Source organism: Stenotrophomonas sp. G106K1, from assembly GCF_037969685.1.
Classification (GTDB): domain Bacteria; phylum Pseudomonadota; class Gammaproteobacteria; order Xanthomonadales; family Xanthomonadaceae; genus Stenotrophomonas; species Stenotrophomonas lactitubi.
Genome location: NZ_JBBPFR010000003.1, coordinates 72,110 through 84,285 on the forward strand (window position 1 = coordinate 72,110; position 12,176 = coordinate 84,285).

Genomic DNA, 12,176 nt, shown 5'->3' on the forward strand with positions numbered 1-12,176 from the left:
TTTTTTCGCTTAGCGCGCATGACTGTGCGCGGAGATCATTTCACATGTCTGCAATTTATCCCCTGCGCCAGCAATGGCTCGGCAATATCCGTGGCGACCTGCTGTCCGGCATCGTTGTTGCACTCGCCCTGATTCCTGAGGCGATCGCATTCTCCATCATCGCCGGCGTCGACCCCAAGGTGGGTTTGTATGCCTCGTTCTGCATCGCCGTCATCACCGCCATCGCCGGTGGGCGTCCTGGCATGATCTCGGCTGCGACCGGTGCCATGGCCTTATTGATGGTCACGCTGGTCAAGGACCATGGCATCCAGTACTTGTTCGCGGCGACGATCTTGGCGGGCGTTCTGCAGATGCTTGCCGGTGCTATGCGACTGGGCTCGCTGATGCGCTTTGTGTCGCGCTCGGTGGTCACCGGCTTTGTCAACGCGCTGGCCATCCTAATCTTTCTTGCACAGCTGCCCGAGTTGATCGGAATGCCTTGGCTGGTCTACGCGGTCTGTGCTGCGGGTTTGGCAATCATCTATCTGTTGCCGCTTCTGACTAAGGCGGTTCCTTCGCCCTTGGTGGCCATCGTCGTGCTGACTGCTGCCTCCATGTACTTTGGGTTTGACGTGCGAACCGTCGGGGACATGGGCGATCTACCGGATAGCCTCCCTGTATTCCTGATTCCAGACGTGCCGCTGACTTGGGAAACGCTGCAGATCCTGTTGCCGGTGTCGGCGACCCTGGCGGTGGTAGGCCTGTTGGAGTCGTTGATGACGGCACAGATCGTGGAAGACATGACCGAGACGCCCAGCCAGAAGAATCGTGAATGCGCGGGCCAGGGGCTAGCCAATACGGTCACCGGGTTCTTCGGCGGCATGGCTGGCTGCGCCATGATCGGTCAGTCGGTGATCAACATTACGTCGGGAGGCCGCGGCCGGCTTTCCTGTCTGGTAGCCGGCGTGGTCCTGCTTCTGCTGGTGGTGTATGGCTCCGGCTTGGTGAGTCAGATTCCGATGGCAGCACTAGTGGCGGTGATGATCATGGTCAGCATCGGCACCTTCAGTTGGCGTTCGCTGCGTGAGCTGGCCATCCATCCGAAGAGTTCTTCAGTGGTGATGATTGGCACCGTGATTGTCACCGTGGCCACCCACGACCTTGCTAAGGGCGTCCTGACAGGCGTCGTTCTGTCAGCAGTGTTCTTCACCCGCAAGGTCGGCAAGATGCTCACCATCGACGAAACCCAGGTGGAGGCGGACTCGCGCGTCTATGTGGTGAAGGGGCAGGTGTTCTTTGCGTCTGCTGGACAGTTCGTGAGCAGCTTCAATTATCTGGATGTCCCCAAGGATGTCATCATTGATCTGAAGGATGCGCATTTCTGGGATCTGACTGCTGTAGACGCCTTGGACCGGGTGGTGATGAAACTCCGCGAGCACGGAGCCACTGTCGAGGTCTATGGGCTCAACGATGCGAGCGAAACCTTGGTGGACCGCCTGGGCAAGCATCGCATGCCAGGCGCCACGCTTTCGTCCGGTCATTGAGTGGTGGGAATTCGGGCGCCATTGGGCGCCCGACTTTCTTTCGGCGGAAGGCACCTCCATGCTCACGCCGAGACTGACCCCGTCTTGGACAGGAAGTACTCGATGGTCAGCTCACCTTCGCGGTGGTGGCCTTGGAAGTATCCTCGCCACCAGATTAACCGAGGGGACTGGACCATGCTTTTGAGAAGAGCATGAACGCGAGATCTCTGGCAGGCCCGGCGGTAATTTCCCGCCAGACCATCTCGCAGGCGTAATCCTGGATATAGGTAGGGCGGAAGCCGTGGGCTACGCCGTACTCGTGCCGTCGTATCCTGCTGTTCCAGGTCTCTGCCGCGTTGTTGCTCACCCCTTCGGATGTGGAGTACTCGGGATGCTGCACACAGTAGAAGCTGCGCGAGCACGGCGCGACCGTTGAAGTGTGCGGTCTCAACGATGCAAGTGAGACCTTGGTAGACCGTCTGGGAAAGCACCGTACGCCAAGCGCCGCGCTGTCGTCGGGTCATTGAACGAATGAGCCAAGCGGGCACCGAGGGGTGCCGCATCCTTTCCGACAGTCATCTAACTGACATATGGTAAGGCAATACTTCGATTATTCTAGATAAATGGTTGCGATGATATGCGTACCCTGAATGTTCTGTTCCTCTGCACAGGCAACTCGGCGCGCAGCATTCTTGCCGAAGCACTGGCCAGCCATCTAGGGCGTGAACGTATCCGCGCTTACAGTGCCGGCAGTCATCCCAAGGGCGTAGTTCATCCAGTGGCCCTGCAGGTGCTCTCGGAGATTGGCTTCGACGTTGCCGGGCTGTCGAGCAAGCCGTGGGAGGCATTCGCAGGTCCGCAAGCACCGCAGATGGATCTCATCGTGACCGTGTGCGATCGCGCCGCGGGTGAAGCGTGTCCCGTGTGGCCAGGTCACCCGGCTACCGCCCACTGGGGAATCCCCGACCCGGCCGCAGTGCAGGGCAGTGCTGAGCAGGTCCATAAGGCGTTCCTGAGCACGCTTCACCAGCTCCAGCACCGTCTCGGATTGCTGTTGGCGCTCAAGCCTGAAGCGCTGGACCGCATGGCCCTGCAATCGCAGGTGCGGGCGCTGGGCAATGGCGCCGAGGCTCACGCGCCAGATGACAGCGGAGAAGCCTCCCCGACGTAGTCGCTGATCTGCCTTACTGCCTCGCGCGCGTATCGGGTCACCCCGATCAGCGTGGCCGACGCTGCGCCATTCCAGTCGCCATAGCCAAGCGGCCAGACCGATGGCGCTGCGACCGACCGAACCTGGGTGTCATCCACGTCGATCCGACCCTGAGCGTTGACAATGCCCAGTCCTTCCAGGTGCGACAACGCCGGCCGGAAGCCGGTGCACCAGATCACTGCGTCGAAGTTGCGTTCGCTGCCATCTGCCCACTGCATGCCGGTGGCGGTGAAACGGACGGGGGGCGGCATGGAGACCAGTACACCGCGGCGCCGTGCGTCCACCACCGGCGGCACCATGACGATGTCGCCAAAACCACCCTGCGGAACATCCGGCTCGCGTCCTTCCTGCTGAGCCCTCCACTTCTCGGTTGCGCGTGCGAACAGAACGCGCCCGTCGACATCGTCGGCCAGGAAGGCTGGCTCCCGCTGGGTGATCCAGGTGGTCTCGGCCACCTTGGAGACCTCGGCCAGAATCTGTGCGCCTGAGTTGCCGCTGCCGATGATGGCCACGCGCATTCCGGCGAAGGGTTCGGGATGGCTGTAGTGGGCCGAGTGCAGCTGCACGCCGCCGAAAGCGTCCAGACCTTCATATCCGGGCGTGCAGGGATGCCGCCACGTACCCGTGGCGCTGATCACTGCACGTGTCTGCCACTGCCGGCCGTCATCTGCTTCCACCCGCAGCCGGCTCCCCGAGCGGCTGATGCGTTTCACCTGCACGGGACGGATGACAGGCAGCGCATATTTATGCTCGTAGCGCGCGAGGTAGTCGAGCACTTCCGCCTGCGACGGGTACGGTTCCCGGGTAGCAGGCATCGGCCAACCGGGAATCGAGCTCCAGCCCGCCGGCGAGAACAGATGCAGGGATTTCCACGCATGCTGCCACGCCCCGCCAGGTGACGTTTCGGCATCAAGAATCACATAGGACAGCCCGCTGCGACGCAGAAAGTAGCCAGCCGAAAGACCCGCCTGGCCACCTCCGATCACCACCACATCGACGTTGTCCATCTGGACTTCCTCACACCGCTGCACTCAGGCGGCGTTCTTGTGCTGCTGTTGATCGGAGATCTTAAGTGCATCCAGATAGCGCTCCGCGTCCAATGCGGCCATGCAGCCGAAACCGGCCGAGGTGATGGCCTGGCGGTAGTGCTGGTCGGCCACGTCGCCGGCGGCGAACACGCCTTCCACCGAGGTCTGGGTGGCGTTGCCGCCCAGGCCCGAACGGATTTCCAGGTAACCGTTGTTCATGGTCAGCTGGCCGTCGAACAGCTGGGTGTTCGGGTGGTGGCCGATGGCCACAAAGAAGCCGTGCGCGTCGATGTCGCGGGTGCTGCCGTCCAGGGTCGACTTCACGCGCACGCCGGTCACGCCGGCCTCGTTGCCCAGCACTTCCTCCACCTGGTGGTGCCAGACAGTTTCGATCTTGCCGGCTTCGACCTTGGCGAACAGCTTGTCCTGCATGATCTTTTCCGCCTTCAGGGTGTCGCGGCGGTGGACCAGGTAGACCTTGCGGGCGATGTTGGACAGGTACAGCGCTTCTTCCACGGCGGTGTTGCCGCCGCCAACCACGACCACGTCCTGCTCGCGGTAGAAGAAGCCGTCGCAGGTGGCGCAGGCGGACACGCCGCGGCCCTTGAACTCGTCTTCGGTCGGGATGCCCAGGTACTTGGCGGTCGCGCCGGTGGAGATGATCAGGGCGTCACAGGTGTACTCGTGGCTGTCGCCGATCAGCTTGAACGGGCGCTGCGACAGATCCGCCGTGTGGATGTGGTCGAAGATGACCTCGGTCTCGAAGCGCTCGGCGTGGGCCTGCATGCGCGCCATCAGGTCCGGGCCCATCAGGCCATGGGCGTCACCCGGCCAGTTGTCCACTTCGGTGGTGGTCATCAGCTGGCCACCCTGCTGCAGGCCGGTGATCACTACCGGCTTCAGGTTGGCGCGGGCGGCGTAGACGGCGGCGGTCCAGCCGGCCGGGCCGGAACCAAGGATCAGCAATGGAATGTGTCGGGTGGTGCTCATGGCTCAGCGGCTCCGTGCATCGGCAGGAAAGTAGCGTTTGCCCAGCCGCAAGGCGACGTGGACCAGCAGGATCAGCACCGGCACTTCCACCAGCGGGCCGATGACAGCGGCGAATGCGACCGGCGAGGCCAGGCCGAAGGCCGCGATGGCCACCGCGATCGCCAGTTCGAAGTTGTTGCCTGCTGCGGTGAACGCGATCGCGGTGGTACGGGGATAGTCTTTGGCGATCAGCTTGCCCATGAAGAAGCTGATGACGAACTGGATGATGAAGTACAGCGTCAGCGGGATCGCAATGCGTACCGCGTCCATCGGAATCCGCAGCACGTCGCCGCCCTTCAGGCTGAACATCGCTACGATGGTGAACAGCAGCGCAGCCAAGGTGATCGGACTGATTGCAGGCAGGAATTTCTCTTCATACCAGCGCCCACCCTTACGCGCCTTCAGCCGCCGACTGGTGAGGAAGCCGGCCAGGAACGGGATGCCAAGGTAGATTAGAACAGCCTCGACGATGGTCCAGAAACTGACATCGATGACGCTGCCCTGCAGACCGAACACCGGCGGCAGCCAGGACAGGAAAAACCACGCGTAGACGCTGAAAAGTGCGATCTGGAAGATCGAGTTGAATGCCACCAGTCCAGCAACATACTGGGCGTCGCCGCGTGCGAGCTGGTTCCACACCAGCACCATGGCGATGCAGCGAGCCAGCCCGATCAGGATTAGGCCAGTCATGTACTCGGGGTAGTCGCGCAGGAACAGCACGGCCAGGCCGAACATCAGGAACGGACCGACGATCCAGTTCTGCAGCAACGAGAGCATCAGCACCCGCTTGTCGGCGAAAACCCGCGGCAGTTCTTCGTACTTCACCTTGGCCAGCGGCGGATACATCATCAGGATCAGGCCGATCGCGATCGGGATGTTGGTCGACCCTATGGACAGGCTGTTCAACGCGCTGGGCACACCCTCGAACAATGCCCCCAGGCCGACGCCGAGCGCCATGGCGGCGAAGATCCAGAGCGTGAGATACCGGTCCAGGAAGGACAGGCGGGAGGTATCAGTGGTCATGGGGATTTCCGGAAGGACGGTCAGTTGATCTGTGCGATCGGGTCGAGCCGCGCCTTGAGGGCCTCGCTGTCATCCCAGACGCTGTCGGAGATCTCCAGGAACGCCCTCAGGCGCGCCTTGATGATCTGGTGCGCGCGATCGAAGGCTTCGGCTTTCTCTCCGTCCGAGCCTTCAACGCCGGCCGGATCGAACAGGCCCCAGTGCACCCGTACAAAGTCGCCGAACACTACCGGGCATGCCTCGGCCGCCGCGCTGTCGCAGACGGTGACGATCAGATCCATCGGCGCGGCATCCGCTTCGGCGAACTCGTCCCACGACTTGCTGCGAAGGCCGTCCACCGGGAAACCCTCGCGCTGCAACTGAGCAATGGCAAACGGGTTGACGCGGCCGGCCGGCTGGCTGCCGGCGCTGAAGGACTCGTAGCGGCCTTGGCCCCACTTTTTCAGGGTTGATTCGGCCAACACGCTGCGAGCGGAATTACCGGTACACAAGAACAGGACGCGACGGGTCATCTGAGCGATCTCCAAAGTGGGTTGGTCAGCAGCCAGCGGGGCGTTCGCAGGCCTGTTCGTCGGCACAACAGTTCTCCGTGAGATAGGCCACCAATGCGGTCATCGCCTCGAACTCGGCCCGGTAGCAGATCGTCCGACCACGTTGCTCGGCGCTGATCAGGCCCGCAGCCAACAGTTCCTTCAGGTGGAAGGAGAGCGTGGCGCCAGGCAAGCAGAGCGTCTGGGCAATGTCGCCGGCCAGCTTGCCGCCGCTGCCGGCCTGTACCAGCAGGCGGAAGATCGACAGGCGGGTGGCGTGGCCCAAGGCAGCAAGAGCGTGGGTTGCAGTTTTATGTTCCATGATTCTAGAATAATGGAATCGATACCGCAGGACAACCCCGTGCAGCAGATCCCCAACGTGGTCCCAGGTGCCTTGGACATCCCGACGGCCACCAAGCTCAACGACCCGGCCGCGCAGCCGCACCGCCCGCGCATCCTGATCCTGTACGGCTCGCTGCGGCCTCAGTCGTTCAGCCGCAAGCTGGCGCTGGAGGCGCAGCGGCTGCTGGAACAGCTCGGGGCGGAAACCCGCCTGTTCGACCCACACGAGCTGCCGATGCTTGACTCGGTGCCAGCCACCCACCCAAAGGTGCAGGAGCTGCGCCAGGCCTCGCTGTGGTCGGAGGGCCAAGTGTGGGTCAGCCCGGAACGCCATGGCACCCTTACCGCGGTATTCAAGAACCAGATCGACTGGCTGCCACTGGAAGAGGGCAGCGTGCGCCCCACCCAAGGCCGCACGCTGGCCGTGATGCAGGTCTGCGGCGGCTCGCAGTCGTTCAACGTCGTCAACGCGCTGCGTGTGCTCGGCCGGTGGATGCGGATGGTGACGATCCCCAACCAGTCCTCGGTCGCCAAAGCCTGGCAGGAGTTCGACGACGAAGGTCGAATGAAGCCTTCGGCGTACTACGATCGCGTGGTGGACGTCATGGAGGAACTGGTCAAGTTCACCCTGCTGGTGCGTGGGCGCAGCGACTACCTGGTGGACCGTTACAGCGAGCGCAAGGGGGCCATCGAGGCGGCGGCGCTGGCGGCCGCTGCAGGGGTGGTGGAAACTGTTTTGAACGAGGAGGAAAGTGCGTGAACGCGGTCATCTACCACAACCCCAAGTGCGGCACCTCGCGCAACACCCTGGCGATGATCCGCTTCGCCGGGATCGAACCGGAAGTGATCGACTACCTGGCCCACCCGCCCAGCCGCGCGCGCCTGGTCGACCTCATCAGGGCCGCGGGCTTGAGCGTGCGCGACGCCATCCGGCAGAAGGGCACGCCGTATGACGAGCTGGCACTGGGCGATGCAGCACTGAGCGATGACGCGCTGCTTGACGCGATGGTGGCGCACCCGATACTCATCAATCGTCCTTTCGTGCAAACCGATAGGGGTACTCGTCTGTGTCGGCCTTCGGAGGTGGTGCTGGAGATCCTGCCGCCGCTACCCGGACCGTTCCGAAAGGAAGATGGGGAGATGGTGACCGGGAACGCCGGAAGCTCGACGCCGTGATCCCAGTGCCGGGCTGGGCTCGCCGCCGTTGAGAACCATAGACGGGCACACGGATACGTCCAAGGGTGAGATCCGCTTTGAACTGTCATTGCCGGCTGAAATCGGTAATGACGGCAAGATCACTTCGTGGTCGGAACGCATCGTGCTCGGTAGCATTCCGTTTGACGATGACCTGACGGAAATCCTCGAGCCGGGTGGTCCTGACATCGACATTGAGATCCGCCGCAAAGCGTGACGAGGTTGCTATGTTCAATGCTTTACGGCTTACCCTCGCCCGCAAACGGCGAGGGATGAAAAAGCGTGAGTTGGCCGAAAAAATTGGGGTAACAGAGAAGTCCGTCTCCAACTACGAGACGGGCTCCCAAGAGCCAGAGGCCAATACGCTTAGAAAGCTATCGGAAGCGCTTCGGTTCCCCGAAGCCTTTTTCTTTGGTGTGGACCCGGAAGTTCCTCACCCCGATGTGGCGAGTTTCCGTTCGCTTTCGAAAATGACAGCCAGCCAGCGCGACACCGCGCTTGGTGCGGGCGCTGTTGCCCTGCTGTTGAACGAATGGATTGAGGCGCGGTTCGCCCTGCCAGACCCTGACGTTCCGGATTTGGGGCGCGAGGGAGGAGACAGTCGCCCCGTTAGCGTGCACAAACACGCTCAAGAGCCAGAAGCCTATCCGACATCGTCTTCTTCCCAGACTCCGGAGACGGCGGCAGAAATGCTGCGCGCTCACTGGGGCATCGGCGAGTTGCCGGTCAAGAACATGATTGCCTTGCTGGAATCCAAGGGCATCCGGGTCTATTCCCTGGCAATCGATGCCAAGGAAGTGGATGCCTTTTCGATGTGGAGTGGCGGCCGGCCCTACGTCTTCCTCAATACGTTCAAGTCGGCCGAACACTGCCGGTTTGATGCCGCGCATGAGCTGGGCCACCTGGTGCTACACCAACATGCCCAACCCCATGGTCCCGACCTGGAGCGCGAGGCAAATGCGTTTGCGTCCGCTTTTCTCATGCCGCGGGCGAGCGTGCTTGCCATGGCGCCGCGTGCCCCGACGCTATCGAGTCTCATCCGGCACAAGAAGCACTGGGCAGTCTCCTTGGCAGCGCTGAACTACCGGATGCATGCCCTTGGCCTGACAACTGACTGGACCTACCGCACGCTTTGCATCCAGCTAGCGCAAGCGGGCTACCGCAAGTCGGAGCCTGAAGGTGTGCCGCACGAGAAATCATTAGTGCTTGAAAAGGTATTCGGAGCACTTCGCGAAGAAGGCTTGTCGAAAGCGGATGTTGCCCAACAGCTAGCGATCTTTTCTGACGAGATTAACGAGCTTACGTTTGGGCTGATGCTCAACGCACTGAAGGGTGGAGCGCCGAGAATGGCTGAGCCTGCCGCGAGAAGGGCCAACTTGCGTTTGGTCAAGGGCTAGTATCGGGAGTGAGACTTGGGCGGGTCCCTCGTAGGGTATGCTTGTTTTTGGATTCGAGAAGGAGCATCGGTCTGCTGATGGCCGAAAGCGGACGTGCCGCAACAGCGAGTCCTCGCCTCACTACAAGCAACGGAGATCAGGGGGCACAGGTCGCCAAGGTGCTGGCTGGAGAGTCATCTTGCGAGCTGATATCGACTATCCAGACAGGCGTTTTCTGTGCATGGTGACCAACGAAGGCTAGGCGCTGAGCCAGTCGGCAATCAGGTAGCGCTGATCCGGGGGGCAAGGCGTGGATCCGGTCATTGACGGAATGTCGCCCGCACGTCCGGGGATGCGCCATCCTCAACTGCGGACAGCCCAACCCAGTCCAGACGCGGATGGTTAGTGGGGCTGTTGCAGCTGTAGGTCATCCGCGCCGAGCTCCGGATTCAAACCACCCGGCAGCGCCCCGCCAGGCCCGACAACGCGATATCGCTGATCATGGCCGTTGGTGCCGCGCAGCCCGCACCAAGGATGGTCACATCAAGGCGAGCAGCTTCGGGCGACAGTGCCGTGTGCGTAACGCAGTGCTGGGTCATCATGCCGACCAGCCGGATGGCGGAGACATTCCGGGCGGCAAGCTCCTGTCCAAGGGTGGTGCCCAGGAAGCTGTCAGCCTGGTGCTTCTCGATCACCACGCAGCCTTCCAGCGCATCCGCAATGGCCGGATGCAGGTCGGCGCCCGCCGTGCCTCTTGCCAGGAAGGGGCCGTTGCTGGGCGAGATGTGCTGGATGCCTATTACCACCTCACCGGCCTGCCTGGACTGTGCGATGGCCTCCAGTGTTGCGGCCAGAGCCGGCTCGCTGTTCTCGAGCGGGAATCGGCCGCTGGGGAAGTAGTCGTTTTGGATGTCCACGATGATCAGTGCAGTCTTCATTTCTTGTTCCCCTGGAACGTAAGGGTCTCGCCGTCTTCAGGGACCAGCACACTGTCCTGGATGGCCTTCGCGGTGACATAGCGACGCAGATCGGCGCGGGACACGGTCATGTGGTTCACCGCATCCATGTGCACGGCAACGATCTTTGCCTTGGGCGCCAGCGCATGCACACGCGAGGTGTCATCAACGCCCATGATGATGCCAGTGTCGAAACCTTTGACCCGCGCATCGCCAGTGTTCAGCACAATGACATCCGGCGTGTAGCGCTTGATTGCATCCTGCACGTCGCCGGTCCAGACGGTGTCACCTGCAACGTAGATGGTCGGCTCACCGGCCTTCTCGAAAACAAAACCGGTCACGCTGCCCAGCAGCTTCGCCAGCGGCTCCACCTTCAACATTGCGGCTGAGCCGTGCTGGGCGGCGACGCGCGAGATCTTCACCCCGCCAATTGTCTCTTGCGCGGGTAGTATCCGCACATCTTCGAATCCCTTGCCGCGAAGCAGAGCAGCGTCTTCCTCATTCTGGACGAACATGGGCATCCGCCGCGGAATCAACGTCTCTGCGGCGGGATCCCAGTGATCCAGGTGGGTATGGGTCAGCAACACCGCATCCACGCCCTTGAGTACCTGGGCGACATCGAAGGGGAGATCGACGGTCGGGTTGCGCAACTCGCTGCGGTAGGTATCCGGGAAGCCGGGGTAGGCGCCCTTGGTGGCCAGCATCGGATCGATCAGTAGCACCGTGTCGCCGTAGGCGATCTTCGCGGTGGCATTGCGGATCTGCTGGATGGATGTGGTACCTGGCGGGTTGTCCGCTGCGTGTACATCGGCCTGCAGGCCAAAGGCCAGCAGGGTGGCGATCGCGAGTGACATCATTTTCATGGCGCAGACTCTGTATGAATTCGTAAAACAGAGCTTGACGCTTCCGTGCCGAGCACAATACTGGCCCAAGGGACCATAATCGATGGAATCAGGCCATGATCAACCGCCATGCTACAGAACCTGCTCATTGCCCAATAAACGTGGTCGTCGTCGCCCCGCAGGGAATCAGCGCCTTCCATCTGTCAGTTCCACTGATGATCTTCGACATCAGCCCGGATGATCGTCGCCTGTTCAATGTCCGCATTGCTGCAGAGCAGCCCCTGGTGACTCTGACGGGTGGCCAGGTAGGTGTCAGCAGCAGCGGTGGGCTGGACCTGCTGGACGACGCAGAAGTGGTCGTTGTTCCGGGCTGGGCGGACCTGGGCACACCGCCCAGCAGTGAACTGGCGGCCAGGCTAGTCGCCTCGCACCGCCGGGGTGCGCATGTGGTCGGACTCTGTTATGGCGCCTATGCGCTGGCCTATGCCGGGCTGCTGGATGGCCGGCGTGCGTCGACCCATTGGGTAGCCGAAGCCGATTTCGGCGCAAGGTTTCCCTGCGTGAATCTGGACATGAACGCACTTTACGTCGACGAGGACCGCATCGTGACTTCAGCAGGTACGGGTGCAGCGCTGGATTGCTGCATGTATCTGGTCAGGAAGCTCTGCGGAGCCCGCGAGGCCAATTCGGTTGCCCGCCTGATGGTCCTGCCGCCCCACCGCGAGGGAGGCCAGTCCCAGTACATTGACCAACCAGTACCTAGCTCGTCGCACGATGCCTTGTTGAGCGGGTTGCTCGACCATATGCGCGGGAACCTGCAGGAGGACCACTCGCTCGATGAACTGGCGAACCGTGTCGCGATGAGTCGGCGGACGTTCACCCGACGGTTCCGCAAGGCCACCGGCATGACGGTGGGGGCCTGGCTGGAGGCTGAGCGATTGAGGCGTGCCAAGGAATTGCTCGAGTCGACCGCCCTGTCGATCGAACAGGTGGCAGAGCAATCCGGTTACCGGACGTCCGTCTCGTTCCGACAGAGCTTCAACCGGACATACAATATGAGTCCGCGCAACTGGAGGCGTACCTTTTCTCTAGATGGGTGATACCGTCCCGCTCCAACGCGCTCCCAGAGGTTGGATAGCCGAAC

General features: G+C 62.0%; 14 protein-coding genes. 7 read left to right on the forward strand and 7 right to left on the reverse strand.

The window, feature by feature from the left end:
• Window positions 1-44 precede the first annotated feature (44 nt).
• Both WKB25_RS04370 and WKB25_RS04375 read left to right on the forward strand, forming a co-directional pair.
• Complete coding sequence (locus tag WKB25_RS04370) at window positions 45-1,523, forward strand: SulP family inorganic anion transporter (protein ID WP_340568905.1); 1,479 nt, start codon at window positions 45-47, stop codon at window positions 1,521-1,523.
• A gap of 616 nt (window positions 1,524-2,139) precedes the next feature.
• Complete coding sequence (locus tag WKB25_RS04375; protein WP_340568906.1) at window positions 2,140-2,673, forward strand: arsenate reductase ArsC; 534 nt, start codon at window positions 2,140-2,142, stop codon at window positions 2,671-2,673.
• Here WKB25_RS04375 and WKB25_RS04380 read toward each other — a convergent pair.
• From WKB25_RS04380 to WKB25_RS04400, 5 genes are read right to left on the reverse strand one after another with little or no spacing between them, the layout of a single operon-like run.
• Window positions 2,634-3,719: an ArsO family NAD(P)H-dependent flavin-containing monooxygenase gene (locus WKB25_RS04380; RefSeq protein WP_340568907.1), complete on the reverse strand. Its 1,086-nt coding sequence runs from the start codon at window positions 3,717-3,719 to the stop codon at window positions 2,634-2,636. The genes WKB25_RS04375 and WKB25_RS04380 overlap by 40 nt on opposite strands.
• 24 nt (window positions 3,720-3,743) lie before the next feature.
• Complete coding sequence (gene trxB, locus WKB25_RS04385; RefSeq protein ID WP_340568908.1) at window positions 3,744-4,730, reverse strand: thioredoxin-disulfide reductase; 987 nt, start codon at window positions 4,728-4,730, stop codon at window positions 3,744-3,746.
• Window positions 4,731-4,733: 3 nt separating this feature from the next.
• Entirely contained in the window at window positions 4,734-5,792 is a 1,059-nt protein-coding gene (gene arsB, locus WKB25_RS04390; protein WP_340568909.1) for an ACR3 family arsenite efflux transporter, read from the reverse strand.
• A gap of 20 nt (window positions 5,793-5,812) precedes the next feature.
• Window positions 5,813-6,304: an arsenate reductase ArsC gene (locus WKB25_RS04395; RefSeq protein WP_164280052.1), complete on the reverse strand. Its 492-nt coding sequence runs from the start codon at window positions 6,302-6,304 to the stop codon at window positions 5,813-5,815.
• 25 nt (window positions 6,305-6,329) lie between these two features.
• Window positions 6,330-6,644: a metalloregulator ArsR/SmtB family transcription factor gene (locus tag WKB25_RS04400; protein WP_049467965.1), complete on the reverse strand. Its 315-nt coding sequence runs from the start codon at window positions 6,642-6,644 to the stop codon at window positions 6,330-6,332.
• 39 nt (window positions 6,645-6,683) lie between these two features.
• Here WKB25_RS04400 and arsH point away from each other — a divergent pair, with 39 nt between their 5' ends.
• From arsH to WKB25_RS04420, 4 genes are all read left to right on the forward strand, one after another.
• Window positions 6,684-7,424: an arsenical resistance protein ArsH gene (gene arsH / locus WKB25_RS04405; protein ID WP_340568910.1), complete on the forward strand. Its 741-nt coding sequence runs from the start codon at window positions 6,684-6,686 to the stop codon at window positions 7,422-7,424.
• On the forward strand, window positions 7,421-7,840 hold the full coding sequence (gene arsC / locus WKB25_RS04410; protein ID WP_340568911.1) for an arsenate reductase (glutaredoxin): 420 nt from the start codon (window positions 7,421-7,423) through the stop codon (window positions 7,838-7,840). The genes arsH and arsC overlap by 4 nt, the downstream gene beginning before the upstream one ends.
• Before the next feature lie 88 nt (window positions 7,841-7,928).
• Window positions 7,929-8,075 carry a hypothetical protein gene (locus WKB25_RS04415; RefSeq protein ID WP_340568912.1) on the forward strand — a complete coding sequence of 49 codons (147 nt, stop codon included), beginning with the start codon at window positions 7,929-7,931 and terminating at the stop codon, window positions 8,073-8,075.
• Between the two features lie 10 nt (window positions 8,076-8,085).
• On the forward strand, window positions 8,086-9,255 hold the full coding sequence (locus WKB25_RS04420; protein ID WP_026070691.1) for an XRE family transcriptional regulator: 1,170 nt from the start codon (window positions 8,086-8,088) through the stop codon (window positions 9,253-9,255).
• A 428-nt stretch (window positions 9,256-9,683) separates the two neighbouring features.
• On the opposite strand, the gene WKB25_RS04425 is transcribed toward WKB25_RS04420, so the two are convergent.
• The gene (locus WKB25_RS04425) at window positions 9,684-10,172 is read right to left on the reverse strand and encodes an isochorismatase family protein (protein ID WP_340568913.1); all 489 of its coding nucleotides are present in this window, start codon (window positions 10,170-10,172) and stop codon (window positions 9,684-9,686) included.
• The gene (locus tag WKB25_RS04430) at window positions 10,169-11,122 is read right to left on the reverse strand and encodes an MBL fold metallo-hydrolase (protein ID WP_340568914.1); all 954 of its coding nucleotides are present in this window, start codon (window positions 11,120-11,122) and stop codon (window positions 10,169-10,171) included. The genes WKB25_RS04425 and WKB25_RS04430 overlap by 4 nt, the downstream gene beginning before the upstream one ends.
• Before the next feature lie 26 nt (window positions 11,123-11,148).
• On the opposite strand from WKB25_RS04430, the gene WKB25_RS04435 reads away from it, so the two are divergent.
• Window positions 11,149-12,132, forward strand: a complete 984-nt coding sequence (locus tag WKB25_RS04435) for a helix-turn-helix domain-containing protein (RefSeq protein ID WP_340568915.1) — start codon at window positions 11,149-11,151, stop codon at window positions 12,130-12,132.
• Window positions 12,133-12,176: the final 44 nt, after the last annotated feature.